Below are 17937 nucleotides of genomic sequence, written 5' to 3'. Positions count from 1 at the left end.
ACCGTGCCGTTCACCTGACTCCGCTATCCTCGGACTCACACCATTTGAAGGAGCACGGTGGCGATCACCGACATCAAACAGTTCGCGCATCTCACAGACGCGGATATCGAATCACTCGGCCGGGAGCTGGATGCGATCCGGCTCGACGTCGAGGATTCGCGGGGCGTCCGCGACGCCCGATATATCCGCAGGACCATCAGGACACAGCGACTGCTGGAGTTGGGTGGCCGCCTCGCACTGTTCGGAAGCAAGTACCGTCCGGCGTGGCTGGCGGGCACCGCCATGCTTTCACTCTCGAAGATCATCGAGAACATGGAACTCGGCCACAACGTGATGCACGGCCAGTGGGACTGGATGAACGATCCGGAGATCCACTCCATGTCGTGGGAGTGGGACCAGACGGGACCGTCCGAGCATTGGAAGCGGGCCCACAACTATTCCCACCACACGTTCACCAATATCGTCGGCATGGACGACGATGTCGGCTTCGGCATTCTCCGCATGACCCGCGACGAGGCGTGGCGGCCGATCAATCTGCTCCAGCCCGTTGCCAACGTGATCCTGGCCGCCACGTTCGAGTGGGGCATCGCGCTCCATGATCTCGGCAAGGCCATCGAACTCGAGGGTGCGGAGCCCGACCAGCTCAATTCGCAGGCCAACAAGGATTTCGCCCGCAAGATCTTCCGTCAGGTCGGCAAGGACTTCGTTCTGTTTCCCGCATTGTCGGGACCGTCGTGGAAGTCGACCTTGTCGGCCAACGCTACCGCGAACCTCGTCCGGAACCTGTGGGCGTACGTCGTGATCTTCTGCGGGCACTTCCCGGACGGAGCCGAGAAGTTCACAGTCGAGGAATACGAGAACGAGACGCGGCACCAGTGGTACCTGCGGCAGATGCTGGGCAGCGCAAACTTCAATTCCGGCAAGCTCATGGGATTCATGAGCGGGAATCTGAGCTATCAGATCGAGCACCATCTGTTCCCCGACCTTCCCAGCAACCGTTACCCGGAAATCGCCGTGAAGGTCCGGGCGCTGTGCGAGAAGTACGACCTTCCGTACACGACGGGATCGCTCGCCAAGCAGTACCTGCTCGCTCTGCGTACGATTCACAAGCTGGCGCTGCCCGACCGTTTTCTGAAGGCAACGTCCGACGACGCTCCCGAGACGTCCTCGGAACGTAAGTTCCGTGACATGGGCGCCGCCGCGGTCGACACCCTGCGAACCGATCCCGTCACCGGGCAGCGGCGCGGACTCGTGTCGGCCCTTCGCGCCCGTGCCGAGGCCCGGATGCCTCGCCGTCGTCGGTGATTTCTCTCACACCTGCAAGGCCGTAACCTACGGTGCCGTAACCTACGGTACGGTACGGTAGGTCGGTCAGCGCCTATCGGGTGTGAACTGTCGAACCAGCCAGGAGGAGGTCCCCCATGGCGATTGCAGATGTCAAGGAATATGCACATCTCACCGAGGCCGATGTCGAGGCGCTCGGGCGCGAGTTGGATGCGATCCGCCGCGATATCGAAGAGTCGCGTGGTGAGCGCGACGCGCGGTATGTACGTAACACGATTCGGCTGCAGCGCGGACTTGAAATCGGCGCCCGCGCAGTGCTTTTCGGTAGTCGTCGGCGTCCGGCCTGGCTGCTCGGGGCCGGAATGCTCGGCGTAGCGAAGATCATCGAGAACATGGAACTCGGCCACAACGTGATGCACGGCCAGTGGGACTGGATGAACGATCCGGAGATCCACTCCACCTCGTGGGAGTGGGACAACACCGGCCCGTCCGCGCACTGGAAGCAGACGCACAACTATCTGCACCACAAGTACACCAACGTGCTGGGCATGGACGATGACGTCGGATACGGTCTGCTCCGCGTCACGCGCGACCAGCGCTGGAAGCCGTTCAACGCCGGCAACATCGCCTACAACACGCTGTTGGCGCTGCTGTTCCAGTACGGCGTCGCGGCGCAGCACCTCGAACTCGGGAAGGTCGCCAAGGGACGCATTCCGAAAGAGGAGACCCAGCGAAAACTGCGCGAGGTCGGCGAGAAGATCGGTAAGCAGGTCCTCAAGGACTACCTCGTCTACCCGGCGCTCACCGGCAAGGCGTGGAAGAGCACGATGACGGCCAATATGACCGCCAACGTGATTCGCAATCTGTGGACCAACGCCATCATCTTCTGCGGACACTTTCCGGATGGTGCGGAGAAGTTCACCAAGGCCGAGATCGACCAGGAGACGAAACCTCAGTGGTACCTGCGGCAGATGCTCGGTAGTGCCAACATCGAGGGCGGCAAGGTGCTGGACTTCATGTCCGGCAACCTGAGCTACCAGATCGAGCACCACCTGTTCCCAGACCTGCCGAGTAACCGCTATGCCGAAATCGCTGTGCGGGTTCGTGAACTGTGCGAGAAGTACGATCTCCCGTACACGACCGGTCCCTTCCTCGTGCAGTACGGCAAGTCCTGGCGCACCATCGCCAAGCTGTCGTTGCCGAACAAGTATCTCAAGGCGACCGCAGACGATGCTCCGGAGACCGCGTCCGAGCGCAAGTTCGGCGGAAAGGCCACCGCCACAGTCGATCCCGTCACCGGTCAGCGGCAGGGCCTGCGCACCGCAATTGCGCAGACCCGGAAACGCCGCGGGTTGCGTACACTGCTCGCACGCTAGACGTGTAGCTGTTCTCGGCTGAAAAGTCCTACCGTTCGACGCGGTTCGTCCCTCACCAGGCTTCGTTGGAAGCGATGGCTGTGAGGAGGTGACGGACCGCGTCGACGCGTGCGGCGGACTTGCCTTCGAGTCGGTCGAGGGCGCACTCGGGATCGGCGGGCGGGCCCAGGTGTGTGCACCCTCGCGGGCAGTCCTCGATGGTGGCGGCAAGATCCGAGAAAGCGGCCACCACGTTCTCCGGTGAGATGTGAGCCAGTCCGAAGGACCTGATGCCCGGGGTGTCGATCACCCAGCCGCCGGAGGGGAGGGGCAACGCGACGGACTGGGTGGAGGTGTGGCGGCCCTTGCCGACACCGGATACCACCCCCACCGCCCGATCCGCGTCGGGAACGAGACGATTGACCAGAGTCGACTTGCCGACTCCGGAATGGCCGATCAGTGCGGTGAGCTTGCCTGAGAGCATCGTTACGAGTTCGTCGAGGGGATCGTCGCGGCCGGCCACGACCACGGGAACGTCCAGATCGGTGAATGTGCTCGCGAATTCCTCCGGCGATTGTAGGTCGCTCTTGGTCAGGCACACGATGGGTAGCAGACCGCCGGCGTAGGCGGCAACCAGGGCGCGCTCGACGAATCCGGTGCGTGGCGGTGGATCTGCGAGAGCAACCACGATCAGCAACTGCTCGGCATTGGCCACGACGACGCGCTCGTACGGGTCGGTGTCGTCGGCGGTGCGGCGCAGGACCGTGCTGCGGTCGGCCACCTTCACGATCCGGGCGAGAGTGTCGGGTTTGCCGGAGAGGTCACCGACGACGCTCACTTCGTCGCCCACCACGATGGGAGTGCGGCCCAATTCGCGGGCCCGCATCGTCACGATCGGACGGTTCGGGTCCCCGCCCAGCACGCAACCCCACCGCCCGCGATCGACCGCGACGACCATCGCCGATTCGGCGCCGAGATGCTCCGGTCTGGTCTTGGTGCGTGGACGCGTCCCCCTGCCCGGACGTATCCGGACATCGGACTCGTCGTACTGCCGGCGACTCAGAGTTCCACCTTTCGTCGAGTGTTCGATCGGCTGGACAGCATTGCGGCCCAGAGTCTTTCGAACCCGGGGAGCGTCTTTGCCGTGGTGCCGATGTCTTCGATCTCGATGTCGTCGACCGTGAGCCCGATGATGGCTCCGGCGGTGGCCATGCGGTGATCGGCGTAGGAACGCCAGGTTCCGCCGTGCAGAGGGCGCGGATGGATGGCAAGCCCGTCCTCGGTCTCGGTCGCACTGCCACCGAGGTTGTCGATCTCCCGGGAGAGGGCGGCGAGCCGGTCGGTTTCGTGCCCGCGCAGGTGCGCGATCCCGCGCAGGTGCGACGGAGTCTCCGCGAGAGCGGCGAGCGCCGCGACAGTGGGAGTCAGCTCACCCACGTCGTGGAGATCGATGTCGATTCCGCGCAACGCGGCCGGTCCCCGGACGGTCAGGTCGGTCCCCTCGAGCCGGACGTCGGCACCCATGTCCCGCAGGATGTCGCGAATGGCGTCGCCGGGCTGGGTCGTCCGGCTCGGCCACAGGGGCACAGTGACTTCACCGCCGGTGACGGCGGCGGCGGCGAGGAAGGCGGTGGCGTTCGACAGGTCCGGTTCGATGGCTCGGTCCACTGCTCGTATCTCGCCGGGGAGCACCGTCCAGGTGTCCGCTTCGCCACCGGTGGCCGGTGTCGAGACCTCGACCCCGGCCTGGCGCAGCATCTCGACGGTCATGTCGATATGCGGCATGGACGGCACGGACTTGCCGTCGTGGTGCACGACGACTCCTTCGTCGAAGGCTGCGGCGGACAGCAGGAGGCCGGAGACGAACTGGGACGAGCCCGAGGCGTCGATCGTCACTCGACCACCGCGCAGGGAGCCGGAGCCGTTCACCGTGAACGGCAGCGAGCTACCGTCGATGTCCGCGCCGAGACGGCGGAGGGCGTCGAGGATCGTCCCGAGCGGACGCGAGCGCGCCTGCTCGTCTCCGTCGAAGTGCACGGCGCCGTGCGCGAGCGCAGCAACCGGAGGCAGGAACCGCATGACGGTGCCCGCAAGTCCGCAGTCGACCGAACCGCCGCGGAGTGTGCGCGGAGTGACGCGAAGGGTGGTGTCGTTGTCACCGCCGTCGATACGCGTTCCGAGAGTGCGGAGCGCGTCGATCATGAGGTCGGTGTCGCGGCTGCGTAACACACCGCTGAGCGTGGAGGGGCCGTTCGCGAGGGTGGCGAGGATCAGCGCGCGGTTGGTGATGGACTTCGATCCGGGCAGGGTGACGGTCGCGACGACGGGCCCTTCGGCGCGCGGGGCTTTCCACAGACTCAGGCTCACGGTGTCCATCTTCGCCTATCGGGCGGAGCGCCGGTGGGCGTGGGTGGTGTGTGCCGCGCGCGGGTCGTGTCGGTGGTTCGTGCGATCGTGGTGGTCATGTGCGGCAGGTATGCGACTACAGCGAACCCCGCGACGCTCGCGGCCGACCTCGATGCGATCAACGAGACGGGGACGGAAGATGGTCCGCCCGACTACAACGTGGCCCCCACCACCGGGGTGCTGACGGTGGTGGATCGGCACGGCGCGCGGCGGATCCGCCGGATGCGGTGGGGTCTGGTGCCGCCGTGGACCAAGGAACTCGGCAAGGGCCCGGTTCTGTTCAACGCTCGTGCGGACTCGGTGGCGACCAAGCCGGCCTTCCGGAGTGCGTTCGCGCGCAGTCGCTGCCTTGTGCCGATGGACGGCTGGTACGAGTGGCAGACCGAAACCGGGTTCGGGACGGGAAAGGGGGCGGGCAAGGCCCACAAGGTCCCGTACTACATGGCGCCCGAGGACGGATCCCCCCTGTACATGGCCGGGTTGTGGGCGGTGTGGCACGACCCGGCGGTGGCGGATTCGACCCCGGTGCTCAGTTGCAGCGTCATCACGGTCGATTCGGTTGCCCGGCTCGAAGGGGTGCACGACCGGATGCCGCTGGTGATGCCCCGCGAGCGGTGGACGGCGTGGCTCGACCCGGAGCGGCCGGCGTCGGCGGATCTTCTCGAGGTTTCCCTCGACGCTGTCGCCGACATCACGGTGCACCGGGTCTCGCCGCTCGTGAACAGTGTGAAGAACAACGGGCCCGAGTTGCTCGTGCCCGTCAGCGCAGGCCGTGCAGATGCGGCGGTGGGGGAGCAAATCAGCCTGCTGTGATGGCTGCGGTGACGGCGCCGCAGAGCCGCACGAGGTCCGCGGGAGCGAGTTCGATCTCGAGGCCGCGTCTGCCCCCGCTGCACAGCACGCGGTCCCAGGTCAGGGCCGAGTCGTCGATCACGGTGGGCAATGCCTTGCGCTGGCCGAGCGGAGAGATTCCCCCGAAGACGTACCCGGTGGATCGTTCCGCTTCGGCGCGTATCGCCATCACCGCTTTGCCCGCGCCCAGCGCCGCGGCCGCAGATTTCAGCGAGAGCTTCTCCGGAACGGGAAGGACGGCCACGGCGAGCTTGCCGCTGTCGAGCTTGATCACCAGAGTCTTGAACACCTGGTGCGCGGTGACATCCACGGTGTCGACGAGTGCGTCGACGGCTTCCGAGCCGAACGATTCAGCCCGCGGATCGGGCGTGTAGCTGTGTACACGGTGATTCACACGCTGTGTGTCGAGAAGTTTCGTCGCGGGAGTGGCGGTTCCGGCCATGGACGACACTCTGCCACCTGCCCACCTCCGCCGCTCGCGACGGCCGACCGGGAGGCCCGGGAACACCACGCGGGACGAATGTGTTGGTCCCTGCAGGGGTGAGTGTCCAGCGAAGGGAGTGGTCGAAGTCGTGATGGCCTCGTTAGTGGAGCCCACCTCGCGTCTGCTGTTGGCGGTAACGTTGACGCCTACGGCGACCGAAGGGATCAGCGTGCAGGAACATGACCGTCCGACGGGGGATCGGCCCGAGCCTCAGGACGAGTTGATCGCGCGTTTCGAACGAGATGCGCTCCCGCTTCTGGATCAGCTGTACGGTGCGGCGCTGCGAATGACTCGCAATCCGTCGGACGCCGAGGATCTGGTGCAGGAAACGTATGTGAAGGCCTATACGGCGTTCCGTTCGTTCCGTGACGGCACGAACCTCAAGGCGTGGATGTATCGGATTCTGACCAACACGTACATCAACACGTACCGCAAGAAGCAGCGTCAGCCGGCGCAGTACCCCACCGACGAGATCACCGACTGGCAGTTGGCCGCCACGGCCGAGCACTCGTCGACCGGGCTGCGGTCGGCGGAGGTCGAGGCGTTGGACGCCCTCCCCGACGACGACATCAAGGAAGCCCTGCAGTCGTTGCCGGAGGAATTCCGGATGGCGGTCTATTACGCAGATGTCGAAGGTTTTCCGTACAAGGAGATCGCGGAGATCATGGGCACCCCGATCGGCACCGTCATGTCCCGGCTGCACCGGGGCCGTAAGCAGTTGCGTGGCCTCCTGGCCGAGGTGGCGCGCGAGCGCGGCTTCAACCGAAGTGGTGCCGGCGCCGGGACACCGTCGTCGAAGTCGGAAGAGGAGGTTTCGCGGTGAGCGAGCAGGACGAATTCGAGCGACTCGATTGCTCCGCCGTGATCGCGGATGTGTGGCTGATGCTCGATCGCGAATGTGACGAAGCGTCACGGGCGCGACTGCAGCGCCACCTCGACGAGTGTGGGTCCTGTCTCGAGGCGTACGGCATCGAGGAAAAGGTCAAGCGCCTCGTGAGCCGGAAGTGCGGCAACGAGCACGCGCCGGCAAGCCTGCGTCAGAGGCTCTCCATCGAGCTTCGGCGCACGATCCTTCTCACCAATACGGATCCCGACATCTAGGCGGTCAGAAAAGCCCTCAGGGGCCGGTAGGCAACAATGCTGTCCGGCCCCTGAGGGCTTGTGTACGGCGCGTCAGGCGTTGGGACGCTTGCCGTGATTAGCGGCGCTGCCCTTACGGCTGCGCTTCTTGCGACCACGCTTACCCATGAGTAGGTCTCCCTTCTGTTCACTCCAGTGTTCCACGTGTGATTGGGTGTCTGTTCAGCAGGGTTATCCCAGAGGTCCCGGAAGCAGGACACCCAGGAGTGAGGATCACATGGCAGAGGACGTGCGGGCCGAAATGGTGTCGACGGTGTGTCAGGTCGTGGTGAGTCCGGGCGATGAAGTGAATGTGGGCGACACTCTCGTGATCCTCGAATCCATGAAGATGGAGATCCCGGTCATCGCGGAGGAACCCGGCACCGTCACATCCGTCGACGTGCAGGTCGGTGACGTCATCAAACAGGGCGACCTCATCGCGGTCATCTCCTGAGCTGACACGCCACGGTACTCGATGTCCACTCTGAGCGATCTCCTCGCCGAACACACCGATCTGCCCGGCGCGGCGGTCGACCATCTCCAGCGCGTCGTCGGCGAGTGGCAGCTCCTCGCCGACCTCTCGTTCGCCGACGTTCTGCTCTGGGTCGCCACCGACACCGCCGGTACAGGCTCGTCGGGCTCGGTCATCTGTGTCGCGCATTGCCGCCCGACGACCGCCTCGACCGCATTCCCCGAAGACGTCGTCGGGACTGTCGTCTCGGAGTCGGAGCACCCTCAGGTGCTGCAGGCCCTCGTCGAGGGGCGGGTAGTGCGCCCTGCCGGTGCGCGCAGCGATGCAGGTGTGCCGCCACGGGGTGAGGCACTCCCGGTGCGGTGGGACGGCAAGGTGATCGCCGTACTCAGCCGGGACACCAATCTCTCCCACCAGCGTGCACAGAGCCCTCTCGAAGTCGCCTATCTGGACTGCGCCGGGGATCTGTGCGAGATGATCAGCGACGGCACGTTCCCGATCCGGGAAGCGCGATCGGACACGAACTCGAGTCCGCGCGCCGGTGACGGGTTCATCCGGCTCGACCCTCAGGGGCGCGTCGTGTATGCCAGTCCCAACGCGCTCTCTGCGTACCACCGGATGGGCCTCAGCTCGGATCTCATCGGACGCGACCTCGCGTCGACCACCCGGGAGCTGGTGACCGATCCCTTCGAGTCCCAGGAAGTGGCCGCCTACATTCGCGAAACCCTCGCGGACAGACCGGGCCGGCGCATGGAGATCGAGGCGAGGGGAGCGACCGTGCTGATGCGCGCGCTGGTACTCAAGCCCGGCGGGAGACGGGTCGGCGCCGCCGTGGTGGTGCGCGATGTCACCGAGGTCAAGCGCCGCGACCGTGCCCTGCTCAGCAAGGACGCCACGATCCGTGAGATCCATCACCGGGTGAAGAACAACCTGCAGACGGTCGCGGCACTGCTGCGACTGCAAGCTCGTCGGACCAACAACGAGGAAGCTCGGCAGGCACTCAGCGAGTCGGTGCGGAGGGTCACCTCGATCGCGCTCGTCCACGACACGCTCTCCATGTCCGTGGACGAAGAAGTGAATCTGGACGAGGTCGTGGACCGGCTCGTGCCGATCCTGTCCGACGTGGCCACCGCGAGCACGCCCATCAAGGTGCGCCGGGAGGGTAGCTTCGGAGTCTTCTCGGCGGAGCGCGCCACCCCGCTGGTGATGGTGCTGACGGAATTGGTGCAGAACGCCATCGAGCACGCTTTCGAGCCCGGGGCTTCCGGCACGGTCACCATGCGAGCCGAGCGTTCGGCGCGGTGGCTCGACGTCGTGATCCACGACGACGGCAAGGGGTTGCCGCCGGGCTTCAGTCTCGAACGCTCGGACCGGCTCGGCCTGCAGATCGTGCGAACGCTCGTGGCCACGGACCTGAACGGTTCCCTCGGGTTGCATCCCGGAACGGACGGCGGAACGGATGCGGTGTTGCGTGTTCCGGTCGGGCGGCGCGGGCCGCGTTTCTAGAGGTCGCGTTCCTGGAGGTCGCGTTCACGAGGGCCCGCCAACAGCGTCCAGCAAGCAGAAGGCCCGGCACCATGTGGTGCCGGGCCCGTCTTCCCACTATGTATCAGACGGTCGTCCGGGCACGCGTGCGAGCGTTCCGGCGCTTGAGTGCGCGTCGCTCGTCTTCGCTCATGCCGCCCCACACGCCGGCGTCCTGGCCCGACTCGAGAGCCCAGGAAAGGCAGTCGGCGGTGACAGGGCAGCGATTGCAGACAACCTTGGCATCAGCGATCTGCGCGAGAGCCGGGCCGCTGTTCCCCACCGGGAAGAACAATTCCGGGTCCTCGTCGCGACAGATAGCCTTGTGGCGCCAGTCCATCTTTCTGCTCCTTAACTGGGTGCATCTTGCACCGTTTCGACTTGGTGAATTCATCTGTGCGTACAGAATGTTTCCGCACTGTTGCTTGTGAATGCTTTCACGAACTGACGGGATGTCAATAGAATTCCGTCACACCGTGGGCCAATTCACTTTCGCGTGGCCTTCAGTGGGGTGCGCCGTCCTTTTTACTCCGGATCGTCGCGTACCGCGAGGTCCAGCGCCTGATTCTCGGGAAATGCTCAGGGTTGCGGCGGAGCCACCACGTCGAGAGCGTCGGGTACGGAGACGAATTCGACATCGTCCCGGAGGCCGATGTAGTCACCGTCCATCTGCAGCCCGATGGGCTCGGCGGCGCGAATCCGTACCGACGGCACGTCGTCGATCCGGACCAATTTCCTTGCCTTCGGACTTGCCCCGGGCTTCAGGAGTTGGCGGGCGACCAGCAGTGTGGTGACGAGAGAAGTGGACATCATGGCGAAGACGCCCAGACCGGTGTCGTACGTGGTGTCCGGGTTGGTGTGCACTTCGCGCTTGTTCAGGTATGTCCAGGGACTGGTGTTGGACACGAAGGCGTAATGGACGCCTTCGATCCGCACACCGTCCGGTAATTCGACCGTCAGGGAGGGATCGGCGTACTTCGACCGGAAGAACACCCGCACGGCCGCCCGCACGTACTGCGCCGGTGTGGCGGGGCGTCCATTCTTTCGGTGTGCGTCGACAGCCTCACACACCTGGGCGTCCCAACCGAGACCGGCGTTGAACGTGAACCACCGGTTGTCGCAATGCGCGAGACCGATCCGCCGGCGCTGCCGCTGAGCGAGAAGATCGATGAGCTGATTGGTGGCGTCCACCGGGTCGGCCGCAATCCCCAGCGAGCGGGCGAACACATTCGCCGATCCGCCCGGAACCACCGCGATCGGCGGAATCGGACCCAAGATCACGGATTTCATGGAGTCCGGAACAGGAGCGCCGAGGAGGCCGTTGACCACCTCGTTCACGGTGCCGTCGCCGCCGTGGACGATGATGAGTCCCATCCCGTCCGCGCAGGCCTGTTTCGCCAGTTCGGCGGCGTGGCCGCGGTGCGTCGTGTGCGCCACGGTCAACCGCACCCGGCTCTCCAGTGCATGGGCCAGCAGATCGCGTCCGGCCGGGGTCGTCGAAGTGGCATTGGGATTGACGATCAGCAGCGCGCGCACGGGACGTCAGCCTAACGGGGCGCCGACACGTCACCATTGGGAGGGCGCCGGCCGCCCGTGTTCTAGGCTGGCCGCGTGCCGAAGCCCTCTCCGATCACGTCCGTCCCCACCACGGTCCGCTCAGCGGGTGCCCTGGTTGCTCTCGAGGGCACAGTCGCCGTCGGCGTGGCCCTCGTGCTCGTGGTTCGGGGGTTGCTCGGCCACGACCAGAGCGTCAGCAGCGGGTACGGAACGGCGGCATGGTTCGCCATCCTCGGTGGCGCAGTGTCGGCTGCGGGAGTTGCGCTGATCGTCGGACGGCGCTGGGGCAGGGCGATCGCCATCGTCGCGCAACTACTCCTGCTTCCGGTCGCGTGGGCGCTGCTCACGGACTCTCATCAGCCGTTCTTCGGTGTACTGCTCGGCGTGGTCGTCCTGGTGGCACTCGGCTGTCTCTTCAGCGGTCCGACGTCCCGATGGATGGCGGCCGAGTACGGCCAGGACGCCACGCCGGACAGGCCGGACGCGTGAATCACACCGGCGTCGCGCTCACACCTCGGACGCCAGCTGCCCCAGTGGTTCGCCGGTGAGCCGGTAGGTGATCCACTCCTGCTGCGACTGCGCGCCCAGGGCTTCGTAGAACTCGATCGATGGTGTGTTCCAGTCGATTACCGACCACGACAGTCTCGTGTACCCGCTGTCGACGCACTCCTTCGCGAGAGCCGCGAGCAGAGCCTTGCCGTGGCCGGCGCCACGCTCTGCGGGATCGACGAACAGGTCCTCGAGGTAGATCCCGTGCGTTCCGTCCCAGGTCGAGAAATTGCGGAACCAGACCGCGATGCCCACCACCTGCTTGTCGCTCTCGGCGACGTGAGCGAACGTGGACGGCTGCGGGCCGAACAGTGCGTCCCGGATCTGATCGGTGGTGACCGTGCACTCGTCTCGGGACCGCTGGTGCTCCGCGAGCTGGTAGATCATGTGGGTGATCGCGTCGACGTCGTCGGGTACTGCGCGTCTGATCATCTTTCACCCATCCTGCCGTGTTTTCGTGTGCTCGATTGTCACATTGTGGCTGATGACTTGTTCCGCCCCGTACTCGAAACCGAGGACGGAGTACGAGGCCGGCACCATGGCGAACCGGCGTCCCTCGATCAGGGGTAGTTCGATCCACCGGGCGATCAGGGCGCGGGAGAAATGCCCGTGACCGACGAGGATCACGTCCCGGTCGGGCAATTGGGAGTGGGTGACGGACGTCACGAGACCACACCGGGTGTGCACCTGTTCGGCCAGTTCGCCTTTCGGGCAGGGATGAGTCCAGATCGTCCAGTCGGGCACGTCGCGCCTGATCTCGGGCAGCGTCTTGCCTTCGTAGATTCCGTAGTCCCATTCCGCCAGGGCGTCCCACGTGCGATGAATCTTCAATCCGGCGAGCAGGGCCGTCTCCTGGGCACGCCGTCGGGGACTGACCAGCACCAGGGGGTCGCGCAGTTCGAGCGCGTCGATCGCCGGACCCAGTTGTCTCGCCTGCTGCTCGCCCAGGTCGGTGAGGGGTACGTCGGTCCGGCCGGTATGCCGGCCTTCCCGCGCCCAGTCGGTTTCGCCGTGCCGGAGGATGACGATCCGGCGGTCGCGTGGCGAATCACTGGATGGCATCCACCCATCATGTCAGCGAATATGCGGATATGGGTCGCCTCTGCCGGTGAAGTAGGTAAGGATCGAGCCGTGACAACGGTTCTAGCTGTGGCAAATCAGAAGGGTGGGGTCGCCAAGACCACCACGGTCGCCTCTCTCGGTGCGGCGCTCGTGTCGCTGGGGCAGAAGGTGCTGGTGGTGGACCTGGATCCGCAGGGCTGCCTCACGTTCTCCCTCGGGCACAACCCGGACAAACTCGAAGGATCCGTCCATGAGGTGCTGACCGGCGATCTGTCTGCGCAGGACGTGGTGATCGGTACCGAGGACGGGATGTCGCTGATACCGGCAACCATCGACCTTGCGGGCGCGGAAGCGCTACTGCTGATGCGTCCGGGCCGCGAGTTCGCCCTCAAACGCGCACTCGCGTCGATCCTTGGCGACTATGACACGGTGATCATCGACTGCCCGCCGTCGCTCGGCGTGCTGACCCTCAACGGGCTCACGGCGGCACACGCGGTGCTGGTGCCGTTGCAGTGCGAGACGCTCGCCCACAGAGGTGTGGGGCAATTGCTCCGCACGGTGGGTGAAGTGCAGCAGATCACCAACCCAGATCTGGTTCTGCTCGGCGCGTTGCCCACGCTCTACGACGCCCGCACCACCCACAGTCGCGACGTGCTCGCCGACGTCTCCGATCGGTACGACCTTCCCGTCCTCGCGCCGCCGATCCCGCGGACGGTGCGATTCGCCGAGGCAACGGCGTCGGGCGCCACCGTGCTGGCAGGGCGAAAGAACAAGGGCGCGCAGGCATATCGGGAACTGGCCGAGAATCTGGCCAAGTTTTGGGCGGGGTCCGAACTCGTCACCTTCGCGGGCACAGCCGTCGAGTAGTTCCGCACCTGTCGAGACCGATGTGCACGTGAACCGGGCGCCGGGAAATCCGGGTGCGCGACCTCGACGGCTGTCTCGTGGTGTTCGCCGAATCCGATAGACCGGTGGCGATCGTCACCGTAGGGCGACGACGGTGTCCCCGCGTTGTTCGAGCACGACGTCCCCGGCCACCGTCGTGGTGATCGGCCCCGGCCCGGCATCGCGCTGGACGGGGACGGTACGCAGTACGGTGCCGGTGGACAGGTCCAGCACGGCGATCCCGCCGGCTACGGGGACGAGGAGGTTGCCGGCCATCACGGCACCGGGCCCGAGCGCGCCGGGAAGGATCCACCGGGGCGCGAGGTCGGACTGCGCCAGGTAGATCACATCGGAGCCCGTCCACCAGGTGGTCGCCGAATCAGCTGTCGCGGTAACCGAATTCGCGCCTACGGGCGCGGCCAGGGGGTATTCGGAGACGGCCTTGCCGGCGCCGTCGAACAGCCCGATGCGGGGAACGTACCTCGTGCCCGCAGGAAGGTAGAGGGCAGTGGTCTCGCCGGACACGTCGAGGATGCGCAGACCCTCGGTGCCTTCCTCGACACCCGCGAGGACGCTCGAACCGTACACCTCGGGTTCCTGATTGTCCTTGGGCGAGGGGTTCATCACCGTCAGACGGTCTGCGATCTCACCCGGGCAGCGTTCGAGCACGGAGAGTCGGCTACTGCTCGAACCGGCGTCGATCAGTGTGCATCCCTCGCGCGGTTGCTTCCCGGGATTGACGGGAGCATCGACGCGGCCGTATTCGACCGTGCGTACCAGATCGGACCGCCAGAGTTCCATGCGCCGGTCACCGACCGACGCGAGGTACGTTCCGTCGGCCGACAGCGTCACCTGATCGTCGGCGTCGCTCGTGCGCTGCGCCCGGCGTTCGCCCGTGCCGCCGTCGAGGGCTGTGACCTGGGAACAACCGCGGTCGTCACGATATACCGCGACGATCGTGTCCCACGACGCGCTCACCCCGCACAGATCGAGGTCACGTTCGTAGCGCCACACCTCGGCCCCCGAGATGCGGTCCCGCCCCGTCACGGTCCCGCCGTCCGCCGTCACCGCAGCCCCGCCGACGACCAGTGGAGCGGTCGTGACGGGGCTGGATGCGGTCCAGATCGGATTCAGCGTCTCGGGCACGCTCAGCGCAGTCACCGGGGGAGACGGAGGCGTCGCGGCGGTGACCGAGGTGGTACCCCGGGCATCGCTGCGAAGCCACACGACCGAGACTGCGAGCACGACTGCCAGCGCGAGTGCGGCAGCGACGACGAGATCGGCGCGTGAGCGCCGCTCGGGTGCGAGCACGGTGGTTGTCTACTCCGCGTTCGTGTTGGCGCCGACCTTCGTGGTGCGAACGCGACGGCGGCGGCGGGGCTTGGACGCGCCCTCACCCTCGGTGTCCGAGGCTGTAGTGGGCGACGCGGTGGTGGGCGACACCGGGGCGGTCGAGTCGGCAGATGTGGACTTCGGGCCCACGGAATCCGCTGTATGGCCGGCCCGTGTGCGTCGACGAGTGCGGGTGCGGGCCGGACGATCGGCCTTCTCTGCCTTCTCTGCGTTCTCCGAACGCTCCCCGGACCGGGACGGAGTTACCTTCTCCAGCTTCTCCGCCGGCGCGCGCTTCACGGAGCCGGAGGTGCCGGCCGGGATCGACATCTCCTCATAGAAGTGCGGCGAGCTCGAGTACGTCTCGACCGGATCGGGAATTCCGAGGCCCAGAGCCTTGTCGATGAGCTGCCACCGGGGGATGTCGTCCCAGTCGACGAGCGTCACGGCGATACCGGTGCGTCCTGCCCGGCCCGTGCGGCCGATGCGGTGGACGTACGTCTTCTCGTCCTCGGGGCACTGGTAGTTGATGACATGGGTGACGTCGTCGATGTCGATGCCGCGGGCCGCCACGTCGGTGGCGACCAGGACGTCGATCTTGCCGGTACGGAACGCTTTGAGCGACTTCTCGCGAGCAACCTGGTTGAGGTCGCCGTGGACGGAGCCGACGGAGAACCCGCGTTCGGCGAGGTCGTCCGCCACCTTCTGGGCGGTCCGCTTGGTCCGGGTGAAGATCATCGTCGCGCCGCGTCCCTCCGCCTGCAGCACCCGGGCCACCATTTCTGCCTTGTCGAGGGCGTGAGCACGGTAGATGTGCTGGCTCGTCCGCTCGTGGATGGCCGAGGATTCGGCCTCCTCGGCGCGGATGTGCGTGGGCTGGGTGAGGAACGTGCGGGCGAGAGTGATGATCGGACCGGGCATGGTGGCCGAGAAGAGCATCGTCTGGCGCTTGTCCGGCACCATGCCGAGGATGCGCTCGATGTCGGGCAGGAACCCGAGGTCGAGCATCTCGTCGGCCTCGTCGAGGACCAGTACCTCGACCTTGCCCAGGATCAGGTGGCCCTGGTTGGCGAGGTCGAGTAACCGGCCGGGTGTGCCCACGACGACGTCAGCGCCCTTCTGGAGGGTCGCGACCTGGGTTTCGTAGGGACGTCCGCCGTAGATGGCGAGAACTTCGAGCTTGTTCTTCTCGCCCTTCAGGTACTTCGCTGCGTTCTCGAGGTCCTTGGTGACCTGGATACACAGTTCACGGGTGGGAACGATGACGAGTGCACGGGGTGTGCCGTCGAGCGCAGCGGTTCCCGTGGTGCCGGTGGTGATGCGGTGGAGCAGCGGGACCCCGAATCCGAACGTCTTGCCCATGCCGGTGCGCGCCTGGCCGATCAGGTCGTCCCCGGCGAGGGCGAGCGGCAGGGTGAGTTCCTGGATGGCGAAGGTGCGCGAGATGCCGGCCTCGTCGAGTGCTCGGACGATTTCGTCGCGAACCCCGAGTTCGGCAAAGGTGGGGGCGACGTGTGTGGAGTCGAGTTGCGCCGACAGCGTGGTCTCGGTCGCGTCGTCTTCGTGGTCGATGGTGATCTTGCTCAGCGGACTGGCCTTCCTCGTAGCTGCACGCACGTACGAGGTGAGGGCTGGGCCGCTGGTCGGCCCGATTTCCCAGTCGACGCTTGTCGAGGTCCTCTTCCGAGTCGATCCTGCCTCCGCCTCAGCACGGAAATCGAAGATTTCGGCGAGGCGCGGCGAGGACCGTCGATCAGGTGCGCGCACATTATCGGTGGAGAACCGCCGATCGGATCGTGATGCCGATCTTCGTCGAACCCGCGTTACGAATGAAGCCGAACGGGGTAACGAGCGGTTGCCCATCACTATTGTAGCTGCAGGCCGCTCCGACGCCGGTCACACATGGCATACATCACCTGTGGACGCACTAGGCTCTGGCGGCATGGAAGCCAATACGCCCGAATCGCCTACCTCGACCATTCCCGCTGATCACCCCGGTGTCAGCGAGCTCTTCGCAGTGCTCGCGTACGGCGAGATCTCCGCTTTCTACCGTCTGGCCGAAGATGCCCGGATGGCGCGGACGCTGCAGGGAAAAGTGGCGCTGGCGAGCATGGCGGCGGCGGAGATGGGGCACTTCGAGATGCTCGAGCAGGCGCTGACGGCACGCGGCTACGACATCTACGAAGCCATGGATCCGTTCGTCCGGGCTCTGGACAACTATCACGAGTCCACCACGCCGTCGACGTGGCTCGAGGCGTTGGTCAAGGCGTATGTCGGCGACGGGCTCGCTGCCGACTTCTACCGCGAGATCGGGCATTCACTGCCTGGCGAGGCCGCGCGAACCGTCGAGGAGGTGCTCTCGCAGACCGGGCACTCGGAGTTCGTCGTGCACGAGGTGCAGCAGGCTGTTCAGGCGAGCAACCGGGACAAGGACCGGTTGATGTTGTGGGGCAGGCGCCTGCTCGGCGAGGCCATCACCCAGGCGCAGTTCGTACTCGCCCAGCGTGATGCGCTGACGGACCTCGTGATCTCCGCGTCCGGGGATCTCAACGGTGTCGTCGCCTTGTTCGACCGGATGCAGGAAATGCATGCCGAGCGCATGGCCGTACTCGGCCTGGTCTGATACTGCTGCGACCCGGTCGCGTCGATGCTGCACGGATGGTGCTCGTGGCGTGTTCGCTCAGGGCACAGTCGGAGAAAGCGCACCGACGGTATCGCCTGCATTAGCCTGGCCGGGACAGCTGATGTTTTCTCGAACAGTTCGGAGGTTGACCGTGGAGGTCAAGATCGGTGTAATCGACAGCCCGCGTGAGCTCATCGTCAGCAGCGAGCAGACCCCGGACGAGGTCGAGACATTGGTCTCGGGCGCCCTCACCGGTGGCGACGGGATCCTGTCTCTGGAGGACGACAAGGGACGCAAGTTCCTGATTCAGGCGAGCAAGGTCGCGTACGTGGAGATCGGCCCGTCCGACATCCGGAAGGTCGGGTTCGCGCCTACCTCCTGAGCGCACCCGGTGTGCTGTGTGAGCTGAGACGAGAGGACCCGCAGTCCGTGG

21 protein-coding genes are annotated in these 17937 nt (G+C 65.8%); 11 read left to right on the top strand and 10 right to left on the bottom strand.

Annotation, left to right across the window (positions count from 1 at the left end):
• Window positions 1-57: 57 nt before the first annotated feature.
• Together WAW17_RS00945 and WAW17_RS00940 are read left to right on the top strand one after the other, a co-directional pair.
• The gene (locus tag WAW17_RS00945) at window positions 58-1305 is read left to right on the top strand and encodes a fatty acid desaturase family protein (protein WP_422331154.1); all 1248 of its coding nucleotides are present in this window, start codon (window positions 58-60) and stop codon (window positions 1303-1305) included.
• Between the two features lie 116 nt (window positions 1306-1421).
• Complete coding sequence (locus WAW17_RS00940; RefSeq protein ID WP_422331153.1) at window positions 1422-2660, top strand: fatty acid desaturase family protein; 1239 nt, start codon at window positions 1422-1424, stop codon at window positions 2658-2660.
• Between the two features lie 52 nt (window positions 2661-2712).
• Here WAW17_RS00940 and rsgA read toward each other — a convergent pair whose 3' ends face one another.
• Window positions 2713-3753, bottom strand: coding sequence for a ribosome small subunit-dependent GTPase A (rsgA, locus tag WAW17_RS00935; protein ID WP_422331173.1), 1041 nt, complete (start codon window positions 3751-3753; stop codon window positions 2713-2715).
• Window positions 3699-5015, bottom strand: coding sequence for a 3-phosphoshikimate 1-carboxyvinyltransferase (aroA, locus tag WAW17_RS00930; protein ID WP_422331152.1), 1317 nt, complete (start codon window positions 5013-5015; stop codon window positions 3699-3701). Before aroA ends, rsgA begins: the two co-directional genes overlap by 55 nt.
• Window positions 5016-5102: 87 nt before the next feature.
• Between aroA and WAW17_RS00925 the strand changes: the two genes are divergently transcribed.
• A complete protein-coding gene (locus WAW17_RS00925; protein WP_422331172.1) occupies window positions 5103-5858 on the top strand; it encodes an SOS response-associated peptidase in 756 nt (251 codons plus the stop codon).
• Here the strand turns inward: WAW17_RS00925 and ybaK are convergent.
• The gene (gene ybaK / locus WAW17_RS00920) at window positions 5845-6339 is read right to left on the bottom strand and encodes a Cys-tRNA(Pro) deacylase (RefSeq protein WP_422331151.1); all 495 of its coding nucleotides are present in this window, start codon (window positions 6337-6339) and stop codon (window positions 5845-5847) included. The genes WAW17_RS00925 and ybaK overlap by 14 nt on opposite strands.
• A 133-nt stretch (window positions 6340-6472) precedes the next feature.
• Between ybaK and WAW17_RS00915 the strand changes: the two genes are divergently transcribed.
• Both WAW17_RS00915 and rsrA read left to right on the top strand, forming a co-directional pair.
• Window positions 6473-7204, top strand: coding sequence for a sigma-70 family RNA polymerase sigma factor (locus WAW17_RS00915; RefSeq protein ID WP_422331171.1), 732 nt, complete (start codon window positions 6473-6475; stop codon window positions 7202-7204).
• Window positions 7201-7482, top strand: coding sequence for a mycothiol system anti-sigma-R factor (gene rsrA / locus WAW17_RS00910; RefSeq protein ID WP_422331150.1), 282 nt, complete (start codon window positions 7201-7203; stop codon window positions 7480-7482). Before WAW17_RS00915 ends, rsrA begins: the two co-directional genes overlap by 4 nt.
• Before the next feature lie 72 nt (window positions 7483-7554).
• On the opposite strand, the gene WAW17_RS00905 is transcribed toward rsrA, so the two are convergent.
• A complete protein-coding gene (locus tag WAW17_RS00905; RefSeq protein ID WP_095887907.1) occupies window positions 7555-7629 on the bottom strand; it encodes a 50S ribosomal protein bL37 in 75 nt (24 codons plus the stop codon).
• 109 nt (window positions 7630-7738) lie between these two features.
• On the opposite strand from WAW17_RS00905, the gene WAW17_RS00900 reads away from it, so the two are divergent.
• Window positions 7739-7954: a biotin/lipoyl-binding carrier protein gene (locus WAW17_RS00900; protein ID WP_422331149.1), complete on the top strand. Its 216-nt coding sequence runs from the start codon at window positions 7739-7741 to the stop codon at window positions 7952-7954.
• A 21-nt stretch (window positions 7955-7975) separates the two neighbouring features.
• Window positions 7976-9478 carry a sensor histidine kinase gene (locus tag WAW17_RS00895; protein ID WP_422331148.1) on the top strand — a complete coding sequence of 501 codons (1503 nt, stop codon included), beginning with the start codon at window positions 7976-7978 and terminating at the stop codon, window positions 9476-9478.
• A gap of 103 nt (window positions 9479-9581) precedes the next feature.
• On the opposite strand, the gene WAW17_RS00890 is transcribed toward WAW17_RS00895, so the two are convergent.
• Together WAW17_RS00890 and WAW17_RS00885 are read right to left on the bottom strand one after the other, a co-directional pair.
• Complete coding sequence (locus WAW17_RS00890; protein WP_073359278.1) at window positions 9582-9836, bottom strand: WhiB family transcriptional regulator; 255 nt, start codon at window positions 9834-9836, stop codon at window positions 9582-9584.
• A gap of 239 nt (window positions 9837-10075) precedes the next feature.
• Complete coding sequence (locus WAW17_RS00885; RefSeq protein ID WP_422331147.1) at window positions 10076-11032, bottom strand: diacylglycerol/lipid kinase family protein; 957 nt, start codon at window positions 11030-11032, stop codon at window positions 10076-10078.
• Window positions 11033-11107: 75 nt separating this feature from the next.
• Here WAW17_RS00885 and WAW17_RS00880 point away from each other — a divergent pair, with 75 nt between their 5' ends.
• Entirely contained in the window at window positions 11108-11542 is a 435-nt protein-coding gene (locus WAW17_RS00880) for a hypothetical protein (protein ID WP_422331146.1), read from the top strand.
• Between the two features lie 18 nt (window positions 11543-11560).
• Here WAW17_RS00880 and WAW17_RS00875 read toward each other — a convergent pair whose 3' ends face one another.
• Entirely contained in the window at window positions 11561-12034 is a 474-nt protein-coding gene (locus tag WAW17_RS00875; protein ID WP_422331145.1) for a GNAT family N-acetyltransferase, read from the bottom strand.
• Between the two features lie 3 nt (window positions 12035-12037).
• Entirely contained in the window at window positions 12038-12664 is a 627-nt protein-coding gene (locus WAW17_RS00870) for an acid phosphatase (protein WP_422331144.1), read from the bottom strand.
• A 69-nt stretch (window positions 12665-12733) separates the two neighbouring features.
• Between WAW17_RS00870 and WAW17_RS00865 the strand changes: the two genes are divergently transcribed.
• Window positions 12734-13531, top strand: coding sequence for a ParA family protein (locus tag WAW17_RS00865; protein WP_422331143.1), 798 nt, complete (start codon window positions 12734-12736; stop codon window positions 13529-13531).
• A gap of 114 nt (window positions 13532-13645) precedes the next feature.
• Here the strand turns inward: WAW17_RS00865 and WAW17_RS00860 are convergent, their stop codons facing one another.
• Together WAW17_RS00860 and WAW17_RS00855 are read right to left on the bottom strand one after the other, a co-directional pair.
• Entirely contained in the window at window positions 13646-14860 is a 1215-nt protein-coding gene (locus tag WAW17_RS00860; protein ID WP_422331142.1) for a hypothetical protein, read from the bottom strand.
• Between the two features lie 9 nt (window positions 14861-14869).
• Complete coding sequence (locus WAW17_RS00855) at window positions 14870-16498, bottom strand: DEAD/DEAH box helicase (protein ID WP_422331141.1); 1629 nt, start codon at window positions 16496-16498, stop codon at window positions 14870-14872.
• A gap of 325 nt (window positions 16499-16823) precedes the next feature.
• Here WAW17_RS00855 and WAW17_RS00850 point away from each other — a divergent pair, with 325 nt between their 5' ends.
• Entirely contained in the window at window positions 16824-17504 is a 681-nt protein-coding gene (locus WAW17_RS00850) for a ferritin-like fold-containing protein (protein ID WP_422331140.1), read from the top strand.
• Between the two features lie 151 nt (window positions 17505-17655).
• A complete protein-coding gene (locus WAW17_RS00845) occupies window positions 17656-17886 on the top strand; it encodes a DUF3107 domain-containing protein (RefSeq protein WP_422331170.1) in 231 nt (76 codons plus the stop codon).
• Window positions 17887-17937 lie beyond the last annotated feature (51 nt).

The sequence above is a fragment of the Rhodococcus sp. (in: high G+C Gram-positive bacteria) genome (assembly GCF_049286785.1).
In the GTDB taxonomy this organism is placed as follows: Bacteria; Actinomycetota; Actinomycetes; order Mycobacteriales; family Mycobacteriaceae; genus Rhodococcus_F.
Note: the sequence above shows the minus strand (reverse complement) of the source record. Positions and strands in the feature narration are given on the sequence as shown.